At 39.8% G+C, this 16,810-nt stretch carries 17 protein-coding genes, 2 tRNA genes and 2 pseudogenes; 2 read left to right on the plus strand and 19 right to left on the minus strand.

Features of this window, described 5'->3' with window-relative positions; all coding sequences use genetic code 11:
* Positions 1–12 precede the first annotated feature (12 nt).
* The 13 genes from HMPREF9182_RS02025 to pcrA form a co-directional block, all read right to left on the minus strand.
* Positions 13–897: an alpha/beta fold hydrolase gene (locus tag HMPREF9182_RS02025; protein ID WP_009443747.1), complete on the minus strand. Its 885-nt coding sequence runs from the start codon at positions 895–897 to the stop codon at positions 13–15.
* 14 nt (positions 898–911) lie between these two features.
* Complete coding sequence (locus tag HMPREF9182_RS02030; RefSeq protein ID WP_009754604.1) at positions 912–1,469, minus strand: putative immunity protein; 558 nt, start codon at positions 1,467–1,469, stop codon at positions 912–914.
* A gap of 109 nt (positions 1,470–1,578) precedes the next feature.
* Entirely contained in the window at positions 1,579–1,818 is a 240-nt protein-coding gene (locus HMPREF9182_RS02035; protein ID WP_009754721.1) for a KH domain-containing protein, read from the minus strand.
* 18 nt (positions 1,819–1,836) lie between these two features.
* The gene (gene rpsP, locus HMPREF9182_RS02040) at positions 1,837–2,109 is read right to left on the minus strand and encodes a 30S ribosomal protein S16 (protein ID WP_008809260.1); all 273 of its coding nucleotides are present in this window, start codon (positions 2,107–2,109) and stop codon (positions 1,837–1,839) included.
* A gap of 123 nt (positions 2,110–2,232) precedes the next feature.
* Positions 2,233–2,883 carry a hypothetical protein gene (locus HMPREF9182_RS02045; RefSeq protein WP_441347888.1) on the minus strand — a complete coding sequence of 217 codons (651 nt, stop codon included), beginning with the start codon at positions 2,881–2,883 and terminating at the stop codon, positions 2,233–2,235.
* Between the two features lie 128 nt (positions 2,884–3,011).
* Positions 3,012–3,671: a CPBP family intramembrane glutamic endopeptidase gene (locus HMPREF9182_RS02050; RefSeq protein ID WP_009754322.1), complete on the minus strand. Its 660-nt coding sequence runs from the start codon at positions 3,669–3,671 to the stop codon at positions 3,012–3,014.
* Complete coding sequence (locus HMPREF9182_RS10885; protein WP_009754962.1) at positions 3,668–3,967, minus strand: hypothetical protein; 300 nt, start codon at positions 3,965–3,967, stop codon at positions 3,668–3,670. The genes HMPREF9182_RS02050 and HMPREF9182_RS10885 overlap by 4 nt, the downstream gene beginning before the upstream one ends.
* Before the next feature lie 23 nt (positions 3,968–3,990).
* Positions 3,991–4,611, minus strand: a complete 621-nt coding sequence (locus tag HMPREF9182_RS02055; RefSeq protein WP_009755099.1) for a TIGR01906 family membrane protein — start codon at positions 4,609–4,611, stop codon at positions 3,991–3,993.
* Positions 4,604–5,374: a TIGR01457 family HAD-type hydrolase gene (locus HMPREF9182_RS02060; RefSeq protein ID WP_009443616.1), complete on the minus strand. Its 771-nt coding sequence runs from the start codon at positions 5,372–5,374 to the stop codon at positions 4,604–4,606. The genes HMPREF9182_RS02055 and HMPREF9182_RS02060 overlap by 8 nt, the downstream gene beginning before the upstream one ends.
* Positions 5,371–6,126 (minus strand): acyl-[acyl-carrier-protein] thioesterase, encoded by a 756-nt coding sequence (locus HMPREF9182_RS02065; protein WP_009754584.1) that lies wholly within the window; start codon positions 6,124–6,126, stop codon positions 5,371–5,373. The genes HMPREF9182_RS02060 and HMPREF9182_RS02065 overlap by 4 nt, the downstream gene beginning before the upstream one ends.
* 3 nt (positions 6,127–6,129) lie before the next feature.
* The gene (hemW, locus tag HMPREF9182_RS02070) at positions 6,130–7,260 is read right to left on the minus strand and encodes a radical SAM family heme chaperone HemW (RefSeq protein WP_009443315.1); all 1,131 of its coding nucleotides are present in this window, start codon (positions 7,258–7,260) and stop codon (positions 6,130–6,132) included.
* Between the two features lie 216 nt (positions 7,261–7,476).
* A complete protein-coding gene (locus tag HMPREF9182_RS02075) occupies positions 7,477–7,875 on the minus strand; it encodes an NUDIX hydrolase (protein ID WP_009443333.1) in 399 nt (132 codons plus the stop codon).
* Entirely contained in the window at positions 7,872–10,160 is a 2,289-nt protein-coding gene (pcrA, locus tag HMPREF9182_RS02080; RefSeq protein WP_009754838.1) for a DNA helicase PcrA, read from the minus strand. Before pcrA ends, HMPREF9182_RS02075 begins: the two co-directional genes overlap by 4 nt.
* A 195-nt stretch (positions 10,161–10,355) precedes the next feature.
* Here pcrA and HMPREF9182_RS02085 point away from each other — a divergent pair, with 195 nt between their 5' ends.
* Complete coding sequence (locus HMPREF9182_RS02085) at positions 10,356–11,543, plus strand: cation diffusion facilitator family transporter (protein ID WP_009443224.1); 1,188 nt, start codon at positions 10,356–10,358, stop codon at positions 11,541–11,543.
* A gap of 225 nt (positions 11,544–11,768) precedes the next feature.
* Positions 11,769–12,932: pseudogene (locus HMPREF9182_RS10300) on the plus strand (ISL3 family transposase); the annotation flags it as partial.
* Positions 12,933–13,068: 136 nt separating this feature from the next.
* Here the strand turns inward: HMPREF9182_RS10300 and tnpA are convergent.
* The 6 genes and pseudogenes from tnpA to HMPREF9182_RS02125 form a co-directional block, all read right to left on the minus strand.
* Positions 13,069–13,531: pseudogene (gene tnpA / locus HMPREF9182_RS02100) on the minus strand (IS200/IS605 family transposase).
* A 334-nt stretch (positions 13,532–13,865) separates the two neighbouring features.
* Positions 13,866–15,074: a 30S ribosomal protein S1 gene (gene rpsA, locus HMPREF9182_RS02105; RefSeq protein WP_009443628.1), complete on the minus strand. Its 1,209-nt coding sequence runs from the start codon at positions 15,072–15,074 to the stop codon at positions 13,866–13,868.
* A gap of 165 nt (positions 15,075–15,239) precedes the next feature.
* Positions 15,240–15,311 (minus strand) — tRNA-Gln (locus HMPREF9182_RS02110).
* Between the two features lie 10 nt (positions 15,312–15,321).
* A tRNA-Tyr gene (locus tag HMPREF9182_RS02115) sits at positions 15,322–15,402 on the minus strand.
* Positions 15,403–15,454: 52 nt separating this feature from the next.
* Positions 15,455–15,685, minus strand: a complete 231-nt coding sequence (locus HMPREF9182_RS02120; protein WP_009443501.1) for a DUF2969 domain-containing protein — start codon at positions 15,683–15,685, stop codon at positions 15,455–15,457.
* 94 nt (positions 15,686–15,779) lie between these two features.
* Entirely contained in the window at positions 15,780–16,802 is a 1,023-nt protein-coding gene (locus HMPREF9182_RS02125; protein ID WP_009443253.1) for a branched-chain amino acid aminotransferase, read from the minus strand.
* Positions 16,803–16,810 lie beyond the last annotated feature (8 nt).

Below are 16,810 nucleotides of genomic sequence, written 5' to 3' on the forward strand. Positions count from 1 at the left end.
GATAAGGTTCGATCAATTTTCCTTTAATTGCTGATCTACTTCGATAAAAAACTGTTCCAAAATCTCGTTAAATTCAAGTGGAGAGTCATTCATAGGCTGGTGTTTCGTACCTGAAATAACTACTCGACGAGAATTTGGGTTAAGCGAAATAAGGTCAGAATATATTTTCTGCAAATGAGTAGGAAAGTCATGCTCTCCACGAATAAAAATCATAGGAGGATTGCCCTTATAGCCTTCAATCTCGTGTACTGCTAGAAACCCTGTTACGCCAAGATTGATAAAAATATCTCTACCAGTGTCTAAAATAGCTTTCTTAATCAATTCTCTAGTCACTAGATTATTTGAGCACATTTTAGAGTTTTTATCTGCAATGATTTTCCAAGGAATTGTTTTATACATCAGGGAACTGTACTTTATTCGGCTTTTTTCTTTATCTGACATATAACGGTGCTGTCCCCAGCTCCCAATCACGGCAAGTGCTTGAACACGTTCTGGATGACGATAGGTATATTCTTGCAAGGGATTACCACCCCAAGAATGACCTACCAAGATAGCCTTATCTAACTGAAAATAATCCAAAATGACTCCTACATCCTGAGTTGCCCCTTCCAAGTCAGGAAGTCCTTTTTTCATCAAAGACTCACCTTGTCCTCTGACATTGACAAAATAGAGGTCAAAATCTTCAAAAGCCTCATACTGATGGGCCCACATTTGACTACGGCCACAAGCTCCATGATAGAAAATAATATGCCGTTTTTCTTCTTTTCTTTTACCTAGTCTATGATATACAACCAAGTCACAATTCTCCGCAGAAACGATGTGGCGAATTAGACTATCATGTTTCTTATCGTAAAAGGCAATAGCTGATAGTAACTCCTCATTCTTTGTTTGGTTCATGTCCTTCATCTCTTCTAATCTTTCTTATCAATTTCAGCACTTTTCTGCCACTTTGTAGCTAAGGCTATCTGCTTTTCTCTTTCTTTTCTGACAGCTTCTATATCATCCAGACTTAGCAGATTTACTACTTTGACTGCATAATCCGCCGAGACAATGGCATGTCCTCGCATGTGGGCTGTTGCGACCGCTTGAGCAAAAACACGCGCAGCATACTTGCTGACGGATGATCTTGCTTCTTGCGATAGCTTTTGAGCCAAGAAACCAGCTTGCCTTAGCTCATAAGCGGATGCCTTTCTCGTAAGACGCTTTTTAAACACTTCCTCAACTTGAGTCAAAATTTGCTGTTTTTTATCATCATCACCAATGTCTATCATGTCTGTATAGCGATTTGCACTTTCCATTGTCCAAAGTGCGAGATATTTCTGGGGAAGTTGAACCAATATTTGCTCTAGTTCTAATCTTTTCTGGCTGTCATCCAATATTTGCAACTTATAAGGACTGGGGATGGTTGCTTGGCCAGACTCATAAAGCTCTCGTTCATGGAGATTCCAAGCGTAATCTTCTAGCGTCATTTCCCCCTCCTCTCTCTAAGTGTTCATCCACGGATTATCCTAGAATCAAATTTCTACTTTGTTTTGATAAATAGAAAACAGCAGGACACAAGGGTCCCACTGTCTCAATTTATTTCTCATCAATGACGATGCGAACTTTTTTATTCTCGGTTGGGACAGAGTAGACAATCGTTCTTATCGCAGAGATAGTACGACCCTTACGACCGATAACACGTCCAACGTCAGTTTGATCAAGATCGAGATGATATTCCATAAATTCTGGAGTATCTTCGATTCGGATAGTTAAGGCATCTGGTTGTGAAATCAACGGTTTCACTATTGCAATAATTAGATTTTCAATCGTGTCCATAATCAACCTACAATTCTATTATTTAGAGTATTTTGAATCGTGGAATTTCTTCAATACGCCTTCTTTTGAAAGGATGTTACGCACTGTATCAGATGGTTGTGCACCATTTTCCAACCATGCAAGTACACGGTCTTCTTTCAAAGTCACTTGATTTTCAGCAACAAGCGGATTGTAAGTTCCAACTGTTTCGATGAAACGTCCGTCACGTGGTGAACGTGAATCTGCTACGTTGATACGGTAGTAAGGTTTCTTTTTAGAACCCATACGAGTCAAACGGATTTTAACTGCCATTTTTAAAATTCTCTTTTCTGTTTTATATTTTAGTAAATACCTGAGCTATTTACTGACAAGTATTATCTTACCATTGTTTCAGATAGGTGTCAAGAAAAAAACTTGACAGGATTAATTTTTGTTTCACTGAGAAACTGCATCATTCTTTTCGGTTGTCTGAGTTAATAACCCAACTTCATCCATTTCACGAACCAATTGTTTTATTTGAGATTCTTTACCAGGTTTTACAGTAATCGTATCGATGTGCCTTATGGCTGAATTGTCCTGGATATCAACCAAGGTCAAAGCTTTCTCATAATATTCAATCCCTTTTTTTAGTATTTCCTGATTGTTCCATTGTAAAATTGAGTAATTTATAGACTGATCTTTCCCAATCTCTTTAAAGTAGTCCCTACTTTTTTCTTCTAAAAACTGATATAAACCAGTATTTAATAAATTTTCTCTGACCTCAGCATAAGAAATATCCTCTAGCTGTACAAAATATACCTCAATTCGATTTTTTGTTCGTTTGGGACTTTCTTTTAGTACAGGGTGACGCTGAATCATTTCTTCTGAAAAATGAACCGTAAATGTAAGCCCTCCACCTTCATAACGATAGCTTCCATCAGATTCGACTTTTTCCGGCTTCAAATCTAGAGAAGTGAAAATTTTTTCGATTTTTGTATTACCTCCCCTTATATCGCTAGGGGATGCCTTAAAAAGATTAAAACTTAAGGGATTAAAACCTGAAAAATCTATCAAAAGTGCAATAGTTAGAAAAGCCGCAAAAACAATCAAAATTGATTTTAAGAGTTCAGCTACTTTTCATTCATTTTTTACTCCTTTGAATCTATCATGAACTTCAAACTCGATCCTATGAAAAAGTCAGAGCATGAATTTTTCCAGAAGGACTTCTTAGATTATTATAGAAATAGCATATATATTGTATTCCCAATCATGAAAATCGAAAAGAGCCAAAACCAGACAGACATAAAAGCTGAACGAAAGCTTCCACTCTCAGGTTTATTTGTCTCGATATAGGCTGAAATCTCTTTGCGAAGACTATAAAGAAAATAAAGGGCTAGACCGCTCCCACCATATAGTAAGACTACATGCACAAGTCCAACTAAAACTCCCGGTAAGTAGCTATAAAACAATGCTAAGCCATCTCCAAGAACAAGATTGTTGAAAATGTGAAGTCCTATGGCCCAGAATACAGAATATTCTAGGGTAACATAAGAGAAAATAAAACCAACAAAGGTAGCGAAAATAATCTGAGGTAAATTGCCATGAAAAATTCCAAATAAAAGGGAAGAGAAACTGATGGCAAATACTTTCCCATATTTTTCAAAAGTCCTTAGTCCAGCAACTCGGAAAATCAATTCTTCTGATATAGGACCGACAATAGCACTATATAAAAACATCGTCCAGGTTGTCGAATCTGCAGAAGCAGCCTCCACTGAAGACATTAATGAGAGACCAAAAATGTTCAAAAAGGATTCAAATACCTGACTAAACAAGTTAAAAAATGTCTGGGCAAGTAAAAGCAAGCTAGTCAGAATAAGAAAGGTTTTTGGTGTCATTGATCTTTTTTATATCTAAGATCAGTGCTAAAAAGTTGCTTCTTACGATATAACCAAAAAATCAAGAGGCCGACCGGTATAGCACAAAGATACATGCCCCCATCATTTGCTAGAAATTGTAACGCAGCTTCCTTTGCAGCTTGCAAATCGCCTTCTCTATGCTGATAAATAAAAATCATCAGGGTAACAATTGAATAAACAGTTACGACTGCAGACATAGCTAAAGTATACAAGAGACACAATCCTGAAAATCGAGCAACATCTTTGCGGATTTCTTGATTCGTTTTACTTGTCATAATTATTTCCTTAATTAAGTTAGTCATTTAAGCTTTCTGCTTAGAAAATACAAGGTCAAAAAGATTCCCTCATAAAGCAAAGCAAAAAGAATAAAGGCGTGCATGAAAAATTCTTCAGGTAGAATCCAAATGACTGGATCCTTGGCTGGATCAAACAACCAGGTGCTATCACCAACAAAAAGAACTTGATGAAAGAGAGTAAAAAAATTGTTAAAACCAATCATGAAGACCAGTCCTGCTAGAACAAGTGGCAAAAGACTAATCATTAGAAAAGGACGTCTGTAGAGACCTAAAAATCCCTTTTTAACCACTTTTTTGATAAAGAGAATCAAAGCTAGCAAAGTAACTAGAAAAATAGCTTGCGCCAAGTGAAAAAGATACTTGACCACCTGAAAATGATGCAGTCCTGCTTCTGACGAGCGAAAATCCGGCATCGCCAGTTTCTGACTAAAAGGATTGGTCAGGTAATCCATCAAAATATTAAAATTATACTGAATAGTCTCTGATTTTAAATATACTTTATCTGGCAGGTTGAAATAAGAAATCTCTATTGGGTATAAGAGCCAAGCCAGATAAATGGTTAACATGATAGCTGTTGCCAGCAAGCATAAGACACTGGCTGAAAATCTTACCTTATCACGCATCAAAGTCCCACTCCGCTAGGCTAGACAAGACATGTGTCGGTTGGATAGGCAGATCAGGAACCTCTTCAGGCAGGGTAAATCCCGTCGTAACCAAGAGCGTCGGAATGCCATTATCGATTCCCGCTCGAATATCTGTCAGATAGTTATCACCCACCATGACCACTTCTTCACGCGCCAGTCCTAGATGCTCTATGGCTTTTTCCATGATGATGGCATTTGGCTTGCCGATGAAGGTCGGCTCAACCCGAGTGGCTGCTTCCAAGAGGGCGTTGATAGCACCCGCTCCCGGCTGCAGACCTCTCTCCGTTGGAATATTGAGATCAGGATTGGTTCCGATAAAGTGAGCACCCTTTTGAATGGCCAGAGTTGCTATTGTCAGCTTCTCATAGTCCACTTCCCAGTCGAGACCTACTACTACGTAGTCAGGATTTTCAGTGTCTTCTATATAACCAGCTTCTTCTATGGCATGTTTCAGTCCGACATCACCGATGACATAGACTTTCTTGCCCAGATTTTTCTCCTGCATGTAGTCAATAGTAGCTAGAGTTGCTGTGTAAATGGTATCAAGTGGTGTCTCAATATTGAAATTCTCCGCCAACATGGTTTGAACTGCTTCTGGCGTGCGCGTGGTATTATTGGTCACAAAAAGGTAGGGAATTTTGCGTTTCTGCAACTCATGCACAAAAGCTTCACCAGCCGGAATTCTGCTCTTGCCTTTATAAATCGTCCCATCTAAGTCAATCAAATATCCTTTATAAGTCATTTCTGCTCTTCCTCATTTTCTTGTTTAAACTCTTGCCAGGTTATTAAAGCCTGGGCATTGACCTCGCCGTCACTGGAAATCTGGTGATTGCTTTGTAAACCTTCCAGGGCATAACTAGAAGCAATCATACCACCCGGTCGAACTTCCTTGACATACTTGAGATTGATTTTCTTAGGAATATACTTCATAAGGAAGTCCGCTCCCATAACCTCGAATATCCAGTCCAAATACTTGCTATTATTGACATGGCCATTCATATCCAAGTCGTAAAAGCGCACATGATAGTCCTTGCTGACAGGATTTTCCAAGGCTGGATACTTGGGGCCACGCAACAGTTTCTTAGAAAACTCTGATTGGTAAGGAGCTACAATCTCAGGTTCAACTGCATGAACCTTGCGACTATCCCGATCCATAAGGACAAAGGTTGCCAGCATCTGTATAATGGCTTGACCCGCCTCATCAAAAATCGTGAAGCGACGGTAGCAAAAGAGCCGATTGTATGTCAAGGCTTCTGTCTCAATGGTGATCTCCTCTGCAAATCGTGGCAGACGAATCACATCGATATCGTAGTCCGTGATAATCCAAACTAGGTTATACTGCTCCAGCATATCCTTGTCACTGACGCCAAGTTCGATTGACTGCATCCCCGATACCTGTAAGGACAGCAAAATGACATCTGGAAGCTTGATATGGCCATTCATATCTGCCATATCGAAAGGAATTTTCATTTTCATTTGATAAGTTAAGCCCATGATTTACTCCAATATAAATTTCTCAGCAACTGTATCGCCCAAAAAGAGGCCTTGTTTGGTCATACGCACAATGTTTCTGTCAGGCACTAGCAAGCCCTGCTCGGTCAGTTCAGCCACAATAGCTCCATACTGTTCTTCAAAGGATATACCAAATTTTTCCTCGAAGCGTTTTTTCGCAACGCCCGATTTCTTGCGTAGTCCCAGAAACATCTCTTCTTCCATCTGTTCTTTCAGCGTCAGCACTTCTTCCTGCACACGGGTATTGCCTGCTTCCACCGCCTGCAGATAATGACGAATGGGGCCGTGGTTTTTATAGCGAACACCATCGACATAGCCAGAAGCTCCCGCTCCGATACCATAATACTCCGCATTGTCCCAGTACATGAGGTTGTGACGGCTCTCAAAGCCTGGCTTGGAAAAATTAGAAATCTCGTAATGCTCAAAACCAGCCTTTTCTAGCTCAGCTATAATGTATTCAAACATCTCCGCTTCCAAATCTTCCTTAGGTAGAGGCAGCTTCCCTCGTCGCATCCGATTCATGAAGACCGTATGATTTTCCAAAATCAAGCTGTACAAACTCATGTGGGGAATGTCCAGGGCAATAGCCTTGGAAACATTGATTTTCACATCTTCCATAGTCTGCTTGGGCAGGGCATAAATCAAGTCAATTGAGATATTGTCAAAACCTGCTTTTTTGAGATTAGAGATATTCTCATAGATGTCCTTTTCCGTGTGACTACGGCCAATCTGCTTGAGCATGCGGTCGTTGAAAGTCTGTACGCCCAGCGAAACCCGATTGACAGGCGAGTCTTTGAGTACAGCAATCTTCTCCTGGTCCAAGTCCCCGGGGTTAGCTTCAATGGTTAGCTCCTCAAGATAAGACAAATCAAGCTTATCCGTCAGCTTTTCCAGTAAAAAAGCCAACTGAGGCGCCGATAGAGCTGTCGGAGTCCCGCCACCGATATAGAGGGTGCGGAGCTTTTTGATGTCGTAAGAATCATACTCTTCAATCAAATGCTCTAGATAACTATCCACCGGCTGATTTTTGATAAAAACCTTGGAAAAATCGCAGTAATAACAAATCTGAGTACAAAAAGGAATATGTACATAAACAGAGGTTGGTTTGGTTTGCATAGTAAAATTATAACATAAATTATAGCTAGATGAGAACGGAAATAGCCTTCACTGTTCACTACACTTGTTTTCTTCTTTTTCTAAGTATGTAAAATACGAAGTACCAAAAAAGAATATCTTTAATTTTAAATGCTTCTTTTAAACACATAGTATCAGATAAGCAGTTATTTATCTCAAAAATAAATTGCTTCTTTCAAAATAAAGAGAAGCTATATCTTATAGCTTCTCAGATATAATTTCAAAAGTTGTCTGATTGCTGGGCCAGTACAACTGCGATGAAACTTTGTCTAACGCTATCCACTGAGCTCCCACATGCTCATCAGAAATCTGTATATCCTTCTGCTTTGTCAGTGCTAGAAAGAGATGTTTGTGGATGGTCAGATTTTCATCAATCTTTACTGTGAAATCACCAAGACTAGTCAAGTTTGAATAAGCTAAGACCAAGCCGGTCTCTTCTTTTATTTCTCGAAGACAAGCCTCTTCTGGACTCTCACCGCCCTCAATCCCACCAGTAATGGGCTGCCAAAAGGAAACTGTCTCAGCCTCAACTTTCAAGAGCAAGATTTCTCGATCCTTTGGATGATAGATCCAGGCTTCAATCGACTGCCTCATCATGATTTTTTCTCAATCGGTGCTATGCTGGCTAGCACTTTCTTTAGGCCGACTTCTGGGAAATTGATCTTAAGTTCTTGACTATTTCCACTACCAGATACTGCCAAAACTGTCCCATCACCCCATTTCTTATGGTGGGCAATATCTCCGATGGCCCAAGCAACTTCTGGCTTAGATGGCTGACTCTGACTGCTCTTTCCAAAAGGCAGATTGCCTGTAGAAATGGAACTAGGAGCCGCCTGACGTTTCCGATCTTGTAGAGCCTGGGCCAGACTCATGCCCTGACCAAATTGACTAATATCACTATTAGTATAGCTAACCTTAAAGGAGCTGTTTGCTGGTCGAGCCAGTCCCTGATAGTCTAGAAGATCTGAGCTGATTTCTCTCAAGAAGCGAGTCGGTTGGTTGTAGTTTGTACGACCATAAAGCAGACGGGAATTGGCATTGGTTAGGTAAAGAATCTTCTCTGCTCGGGTGATACCGACATAAGCCAGGCGTCGCTCCTCTTCCAACTCATCTTCATCTTCAGACGCCCGACTTAGAGGGAAGACATTTTCCTCCATTCCAACCAGAAAGACGACCGGAAACTCCAACCCCTTGGCTGCATGAAGGGTCATCAAAGTCACTTCGGAACTCTCCATATCTCCATCATCTGTATCTGCAATCAAGGCTAAGTCGTTTAGAAAACGGCTGAGCCTATCAAGACCAGTTTCATCAGCAGGATTGTCTGGACTTTCGTCAAAGTTCTTGGTTACAGACAGGAATTCTTCGATATTTTCAATCCGTGCTTGGCTTTCTAAAGTTGCCTGCGCTGCCAAGGCTGCAGCATAGCCAGTCTTTTCTAATACAGCCTCAACCAGCTCCGTCACTGTATAATCATCCAAGCGCTCCCGCAAATCGAGAAGCATATTAGCAAAATCATAGACCGCCTGAGCCGCCTTGCCTTTAACTGACGATAACATGATATTGGCCGATGCATCTAACATGGAGATTTCCTGACTGGCCGCAAAATCTCGAATTTTCTCCACCGATCCTGGCCCAACACCACGTTTGGGCTCATTGACCACGCGCTCATAGCTGATATTGTCGCTAGGATTAGCAATGAGATTGAGATAAGAAATGACATCACGGATTTCCTTGCGGCTGTAGAACTTGGTTCCCCCCACCATGGTATAGGGAATATTGGCCTTGAGCAGGGCTTCTTCCACCGTCCGTGACTGAGCATTGGTCCGATACAGAACTGCAAAATCTTTATGACTGTATCCTTCTTGGCTCAACTGAACAATAGTTCGAGCGACAAAGAGAGCTTCATCTTGCTCATCATTAGCACGATAGTAGACAATTTCCTCACCGTCTTCGTTTTGAGTCCAGAGATTTTTAGGACGGCGGTTGCGGTTGTTTCGGATGACTTCATTAGCCGCCTGAAGAATGGTTTTAGTAGAGCGATAATTTTCCTCAAGCAGGACTACCTTTGCTTCTGGATAATCCTTTTCAAAGTCCAGGATATTCTGCATATCGGCTCCCCGCCAGCCATAGATAGACTGGTCAGCATCTCCGACCACACAGATATTCTTAAAGCGGGAAGCCAAGAGCTTGACCAGCTGGTACTGAACATGGTTGGTATCCTGATACTCGTCCACATGGATGTATTGGTAGCGTTGCTGATAGTAGGTCAGGACGTCAGGATTTTGGTCAAAAAGCCGCAAAGTCAGCATGATCAAATCGTCAAAGTCCATGGCTTCAGACTGGCGCAATTCTTTCTGATAGGCTGTGTAACACTTGGCCACAATCTCTGTATACATATCACCAGCTAGATTCGCATAGGCTACCTCATCAATCAGGTCGTTCTTAGCATTGGAAATAGTCCCCAAAATGGCGCGCTCATTCCACTTTTTAGGATCTAGATTGAGGTTTTTGAGAATTCGCTTCATCAGAGTCCGCTGTTCGCCTGGATCAACGATGGTGAAGTTGCGATTGTAGCCTATATGGTCTGCTTCTCGTCGCAGGATGCGTACACACATGGAGTGGAAAGTAGCGATTAAGCAATCTTGAGCTTCTGTTTTTAGTTTTTCAGCCCTTTCTCTCATCTCCCTCGCCGCCTTATTTGTAAAGGTAATGGCTAGGATATTCCAAGGATTGACCATCTTTTCATCAATCAAATAGGCAATACGGTGGGTCAGAACACGGGTCTTACCCGAACCAGCTCCCGCCATTATCAGCAAAGGACCTTCTGTTGTCTGAACCGCCTCAGCCTGACGGTCATTCATACCATTTAATAAAGGATGCATCTTTCTTCCTCTTTTTCACTTTCAAAGTCAATGCTACTATTATACCAAAAAATAGATACATTGAAACTCTCAAAACTATTTGAAATAAAATGGGATCAAGATATGAAACATCGCATTGCAAATCAGTATCATACACCACTTCATTTGAAAAAAGAATGAAAAAAGGCTATAATATACTATCTGAAAGGAATGACAATGAACAATCCCTCCAAAAATCTTAAATTAGCAGAACAAGGCGCTATCTTAGCTATTATAACGTATATGATCCTATCCACTGCTAAAATTATTGCGGGCTCTACGCTAGGTTCATCCAGTTTGATAGCTGATGGCTTTAATAATATCTCTGATATTGTAGCCAATATCGCCGTACTCATTGGCTTACGAATGGCCAGAAAACCAGCAGATCTAGATCATAAATTTGGCCATTGGAAAATGGAAGACCTTGCTAGCCTTGTGACTTCATTTATTATGTTTTTTGTTGGTTTGGATGTGCTAGTAGATACAATTCAAAAAATCATTGCCAACAAAAACACAACGATTGATCCATTAGGTGCTACTGTCGGACTTATTTCGTCTATCATCATGATAGGTGTCTATTTTTACAATAAAAAATTAGCTCGCAAAGCAAACTCTAAAGCCTTAGAAGCTGCTGCTAAAGACAATCTTTCCGATGCCGTCACTTCATTTGGAACTGCTATTGCTATCATTGCCAGTGCTTTGAATTTCCCAATCGTTGATAAATTAGTGGCGATTATTATTACCTTTTTTATTTTAAAAACAGCCTATGATATTTTCATGGAGTCTTCCTTTAGCCTGTCCGATGGATTTGATGAAAATCTACTGCAAGAATATCAGACAGCTATCCTAGAAATCCCAAAGATTTCCCGTGTTAAGTCTCAGCGTGGTCGTACCTATGGAAGCAATATCTATCTAGATATTACCCTAGAAATGAATCCTGATCTTTCTGTTTATGAAAGTCATGAAATTGCGGATCAGGTAGAAGATATGCTGATGAAACGCTTTGGTATTTTTGATATTGATATTCACATTGAGCCAGCATCTATTCCTGAAGACGAAATCCTAGATAATGTTTACAAAAAACTCCTTATGCGTGAGCAATTGGTCGATCAAGGTAGCCAGTTAGATAGCCTTCTTTCTTCTGAATTTATTTATATTTCCCAGGATGGTAGGCAATTAGATAAAGAAGCATTTCAACTTGAAAAAGGGGATCAATCTCCCATTAAAAACTTTGAACTCACTTCTATTAGCCAAAAAACCAAGCTCATCCGCTACCAAGTTGGCAATGTAATACATACCAGTATCTGGCGAAGACATGAAACATGGCAAAATATCTTTCACCAAGAAACAAAGAAAGAAGAGTAAACTTCAAATAGTAGCCCTATGTCGATAGTTACCATAGGCTTAAGGTCCTATTCCTTGAACTATCTTACAAATACACTTTTTCTAGAATAAAAACGAAGAGAACATAGCTCTATAATTTCTGTAGTGGGTAAATACTGTAGGGATTATGGAGCCTATTTTGTTGTAGAAAAAAGTCCCATAAAACCTATAATGAAAAGTAACAAAACCATCATTAGAAGGGCCCTTATGGAGAAATTCCATTTTATCAAAAACTTTCTCGGAATGAAAGACAAGAACATCATAATCTTGGATGTTCTAGATTCTAGAACACATAAAAAAATCATCGCTAAACTGGATTATCCTGCCCCTAACTGTCCACATTGCCTAGGGCAAATGACTAAATATGACTTCCAAAAAGAATCTAAAATCCCCTATCTAGAGTGCGCAGGATATAAGACACTCATGCGATTGAGAAAACGTCGTTTCCGTTGTAAAGTCTGTGGGAAAATGGCTGTCGCAGAGACTTCCTTAGTCAAAAAGAATCACCAAATCGCAACTATCGTCAACCAGAAAATCACTCAAAAGTTAATCGAGAAAGTCTATCTGTCTCTACTTCGACAGTCATTCGTAAATTGAAAGAATTCAAATTCGAGACAGATTTATCTTTCCTTCCAACTCACATGTCTTGGGATGAATACAGCTTCAAGAAAGGTAAAATGAGCTTCATTGCACAGGATTTTGATTCCAGAAAGATCGTAGCTATCCTAGATGGGCGGACTCAAGTGACTATTCGCAATCATTTCCTTCGTTATTCTAGACAGGTGAGAAATCGCGAGAAAGTCATTACCATGGATATGTTTAGCACCTACTACGATATTGCCAGAAAACTTCGCTTTCGAATTTCTAGGCTCAGGCTGAAACAGTCCCCAGACTGTTTCACTCCCTAACGCTAAAATCGTTCTCGACCGCTTTCACATTGTCCAACATCTCAGTCGAGCCATGAATCGTCTTCGCATCCAAATCATGAATCGTTTTGATCGTAAATCGCACGAATATAAGGAACTAAAACGTTACTGGAGACTCATTCAACAGGATAGCTGTAAACTCAGTCATAAACGTTTTTATCGACCTACTTTTTGCTCACACTTGACCAATAATGAGATTCTCGAAAAGCTCCTTGCATACTCTCAAGAACTTAGAGAGCACTATGAACTCTATCAACTATTACTGTTTCATTTCCAAGAGAAACAAACAGACCATTACTTTGAACTGATTGAAGAAACTATTTCTTGTGTAAATCCTATTTTTCAAACTGTTTTTAAGACCTTTTTGGAAGATAAGGACAAGACTATGAACGCACTGGAACTGCCCTACTCAAACGCAAAACTAGAAGCTACTAACAACCAAATCACTCGCCGTCTAACGGGTGGTTTGTCCCGGGGCTATAAGCCCATATCACCAGCCAGCGCCTAAAGACGCTGGCTTTCACTTTGTTCAACCCTCATTGCTCTTGACTCGTCACAAACCTCTCAAAGAGGTATTTACATTACTTACCACTATCCCTAAAGGGATCCTCATATTCTTTTACACTCAATTTATCCAACGCTATATCATGCTTTTCCTGATCTTGGATATATTTCTTAATTGTGGCTTCATTAAGTCCTACTGTACTCACGTAATAACCTTCCGCCCAGAAATGTCGGTTCCCAAATTTATACTTGAGATTGGCGTGTTTATCAAACATCATAAGTGCACTTTTACCTTTTAAATAACCCATGAAACTTGCAACGCTGATTCTTGGCGGAATACTCACCAACATATGTACATGATCCGGCATCAAGTGACCCTCGATAATTTCAACATCTTGATAACTACATAATCGGTGGAAGATTTTACCCAAACTATTTCGATATTGATTATAGATAAGATTCACCTATACTTAGGTGTAAACACAATGTGGTAGAACACATCCACTTTGTGTGTGATAAACTATGTGCATTTTGCGCCATATTTTTCTCCTTTCGCTTTACAATCGGCTTGAACACCTTTATTGTATCGCGTTTGGAGTTTTTTTGGTATAACCTTCGATGCGCACCCGCATAGCGGGTGGTTTATTTGTCTCGCACCTTACGGAGCGAGACAGACTAAAAGTCACATAAAAAAAGGAGACCAAGCACTTTTGGCTTCCGAAATTTTGACAACTTTAACACTAGAATCCTCATCACTTTGAACATCAAAAAGGAGAGGACTAACTTAGTCCTCTCCAGATTGTAACTTTTCATCAACCCACTACAGTTGACAAAGAAATAAAGTTAATTGAGATTTCTCAACTTCTTTTATCTATTATAATTCAATGTCACCAAACAAGTCAGCCATTGAGAATCCAGTTTGAGTTTCTGGAAGTTCAAAGTCACGTTTTTCTTGACGTTTTGGACGACGTGGACGTGATTGACGTTTTTCTTCCTTAACTTCTTGTCCTTCTTCTTGATCTGGGCGTTCTTCAAGAGCTTTGATAGAAAGTGATACACGTTCATTAGCAGGATTTACCTCAAGAACTTTAACTGTCACTTCTTGTCCAGCTTTCAATGCGTCTTTAGGATTTTCAACACGTTTGTGTGAAATTTGTGAAATGTGAACTAATCCATCAATACCTGGTAATACTTCAACAAAAGCACCAAAGTCAGTCAGACGTTTAACAGTACCTTCAATTACGTCACCAGCAGCAAGTTTTTGCTCAACACCATCCCATGGTCCAGGAGTTGTTGCTTTAAGTGATAGTGATACACGTCCTTCTTCTTCGTTCAAATCAAGAACTTTTACTTCGATTTCTTCACCAACAGTAACAACTGATTTTGGTGATACATTACGTTCATGAGACAATTCAGTTAAGTGAACTAATCCATCAACTCCACCAAGATCGATGAAAGCACCGAAGCTAGTGATACGAGCAACCTTACCAGTTACAACATCACCAACGTTTAACTTACCAAATACTTCTGCACGTGCTGCAGCAGTTTCAGCTTCTACAACGTCACGACGTGAAAGGATAAAGCGATTTTCTTTTGGATCAACTTCTTTAATTTTAGCATCAAATTCTTGTCCTACAAAACGCTCAGTATTACGTACAAAACGAGTATCAAGCATTGAAGCTGGAATAAAACCACGAAGTCCTTCAAATTCAACTGAAAGTCCACCTTTAACGGCACGAGTCCCTTTTACAGTGACAACTTCTTCTTCACGACCAACCAATTTGTCCCATGCTTTGCGAGCTTCTAAACGTTTTTTAGATACTAGGTAAGTAACAGTATCTGTATCTTTACCTACTACTTGACGAAGAACAAGCAATTCAAGTGTTTCCCCTGGTTTTACAAAATCGTTGATATCAGCATCACGATCATTTGTCAATTCACGAAGGGTTAAAACACCTTCAACACCAGTTCCAGAGATTGCAACATTAGCTTGAGTCGCGTCAACTGTTAATACTTCAGCAGTAACAACGTCACCTGGCTCAACTTGGCTAACACTGTTTAGCAAATCTTCAAATTCATTCATCTAAAAAATCCTCCAACAATCAAGCATCTGCTTGACATACTTATATTTTTTTCCTAAGCGCCCGCAACGACATTTTGATTTATCTTTACCGTTTTTATACCAGCTTATAAAGAAATAAAATACCCTAAGATATTTTATCAATCTATTTGATATATCACCTAAGAACTGGGGTAGCTGGATTCGAACCAACGCATGAGGGAGTCAAAGTCCCTTGCCTTACCGCTTGGCTATACCCCATCAATGTATATGGAGAGAGAGGGATTCGAACCCCCGAACCCGAAGGAGCGGATTTACAGTCCGCCGCGTTTAGCCTCTTCGCTATCTCTCCGTGTACAATCAACGTCAATTATTATAACACGAAAAAAAGAAAAATCAACACCTTATTTGCTTAAATTATAGGTTTCAATTAAATTTTCAACTGCCTTTTCCAGTTTTTTATAAAAAGCATCAACATTTCCATTTTTGATAATGGCAAATTGTCCATCAAATTCAGCGATTTCGCCAATGGCTTTTTTACCAATTGAAAGTGTATAACCATCAAATTCATCAGAGCCGACTTTTACTTTGCTATCTGTAATTTGAATTTCAATTTTTTTATCTTTTTTACTCATAAACTACCTCTTTCAAAATACTATTTTACAAAAAAAGTGATAATCTAGCAAGTGGTTTCAAGCAAATACAAAAAAAGAGCTTTTAGGCTCTTTTTTAATCAACTTTATAAATCCAACCTTCTGGGGCTTCTACATCACCGAATTGGATACCTGTTAATTCGTCATAGAGTTTTCGTGTAACGGGGCCAACTTCAGACTCGCTATAGAAAACATGGAAGTGATCACCGTACTGAATTCCTCCGATTGGAGAAATAACTGCTGCTGTCCCACAAGCTCCAGCCTCTGTAAAGCGATCTAACTCAGAAATTGGTACATCTCCTTCAACTGGCTTCAATCCAAGTCTATGCTCAGCTAAATAGAGTAATGAATATTTTGTAATAGATGGTAAAATAGATGGGCTAAGCGGTGTAACAAATTCGTTATCTTTTGTAATTCCAAAGAAGTTTGCTGCACCAACTTCTTCAATCTTTGTATGTGTAGCAGGATCTAAATAAATAACATCTGAAAAATCTTTTTCTTTAGCTTTTTTACCAGGAAGAAGGCTAGCGGCATAGTTTCCTCCTACTTTTGCTGCACCTGTTCCATAAGGAGCTGCTCGGTCAAAATCCTCTGAAACAAGGAAATTTGTCGGCGTTAACCCTCCTTTAAAATAATTTCCCACTGGCATAGCAAAGATGGTAAATATATACTCATCAGCTGGTTTTACACCAATAATATCACCGATTCCAATCAAAAGTGGACGAATATAGAGTGTCCCGCCTGATCCGTATGGGGGAACATATTCTTCATTGGCACGAACAACTTGCTTGACTGCATCAATAAACATTTCCGTAGGAACTTGTGGCATCAAGAGGCGATCTGCTGTTCGTTGCAGGCGTTCAGCATTTTGATCTGGTCGAAAAAGTTGTACGCTTCCATCTTTCGTTCTGTATGCTTTAAGGCCTTCAAATGCCTGCTGTCCATAGTGTAAGCATGGAGAAGATTCTCCTAAATGGAGTGTTGCATCTTCGGTTAATCCACCTTTTTCCCACTGACCATTTCTGTAGTAAGCTAAATAACGATAAGGTAACTTCATATAAGAAAATCCTAGATTTTCCCAGTCAAGATTTACAGCCATATATATCT

The organism is Streptococcus sp. oral taxon 056 str. F0418, from assembly GCF_000220065.1.
Classification (GTDB): Bacteria; Bacillota; Bacilli; order Lactobacillales; family Streptococcaceae; genus Streptococcus.

What these genes read in the sequence shown, in the direction of transcription:
- HMPREF9182_RS02035 (WP_009754721.1), bottom strand. Translation starts at nt 1,818, where the DNA reads ATGGACACGATTGAAAATCTAATTATTGCAATAGTGAAACCGTTGATT.
- HMPREF9182_RS02055 (WP_009755099.1), bottom strand. Translation starts at nt 4,611, where the DNA reads ATGCGTGATAAGGTAAGATTTTCAGCCAGTGTCTTATGCTTGCTGGCA.
- HMPREF9182_RS02075 (WP_009443333.1), bottom strand. Translation starts at nt 7,875, where the DNA reads ATGATGAGGCAGTCGATTGAAGCCTGGATCTATCATCCAAAGGATCGA.
- rpsP (WP_008809260.1), bottom strand. Translation starts at nt 2,109, where the DNA reads ATGGCAGTTAAAATCCGTTTGACTCGTATGGGTTCTAAAAAGAAACCT.
- HMPREF9182_RS02125 (WP_009443253.1), bottom strand. Translation starts at nt 16,802, where the DNA reads ATGGCTGTAAATCTTGACTGGGAAAATCTAGGATTTTCTTATATGAAG.
- hemW (WP_009443315.1), bottom strand. Translation starts at nt 7,260, where the DNA reads ATGCAAACCAAACCAACCTCTGTTTATGTACATATTCCTTTTTGTACT.
- pcrA (WP_009754838.1), bottom strand. Translation starts at nt 10,160, where the DNA reads ATGCATCCTTTATTAAATGGTATGAATGACCGTCAGGCTGAGGCGGTT.
- HMPREF9182_RS10885 (WP_009754962.1), bottom strand. Translation starts at nt 3,967, where the DNA reads ATGACAAGTAAAACGAATCAAGAAATCCGCAAAGATGTTGCTCGATTT.
- HMPREF9182_RS02060 (WP_009443616.1), bottom strand. Translation starts at nt 5,374, where the DNA reads ATGACTTATAAAGGATATTTGATTGACTTAGATGGGACGATTTATAAA.
- HMPREF9182_RS02065 (WP_009754584.1), bottom strand. Translation starts at nt 6,126, where the DNA reads ATGGGCTTAACTTATCAAATGAAAATGAAAATTCCTTTCGATATGGCA.
- HMPREF9182_RS02120 (WP_009443501.1), bottom strand. Translation starts at nt 15,685, where the DNA reads ATGAGTAAAAAAGATAAAAAAATTGAAATTCAAATTACAGATAGCAAA.
- HMPREF9182_RS02030 (WP_009754604.1), bottom strand. Translation starts at nt 1,469, where the DNA reads ATGACGCTAGAAGATTACGCTTGGAATCTCCATGAACGAGAGCTTTAT.
- HMPREF9182_RS02085 (WP_009443224.1), top strand. Translation starts at nt 10,356, where the DNA reads ATGAACAATCCCTCCAAAAATCTTAAATTAGCAGAACAAGGCGCTATC.
- HMPREF9182_RS02025 (WP_009443747.1), bottom strand. Translation starts at nt 897, where the DNA reads ATGAACCAAACAAAGAATGAGGAGTTACTATCAGCTATTGCCTTTTAC.
- HMPREF9182_RS02050 (WP_009754322.1), bottom strand. Translation starts at nt 3,671, where the DNA reads ATGACACCAAAAACCTTTCTTATTCTGACTAGCTTGCTTTTACTTGCC.
- rpsA (WP_009443628.1), bottom strand. Translation starts at nt 15,074, where the DNA reads ATGAATGAATTTGAAGATTTGCTAAACAGTGTTAGCCAAGTTGAGCCA.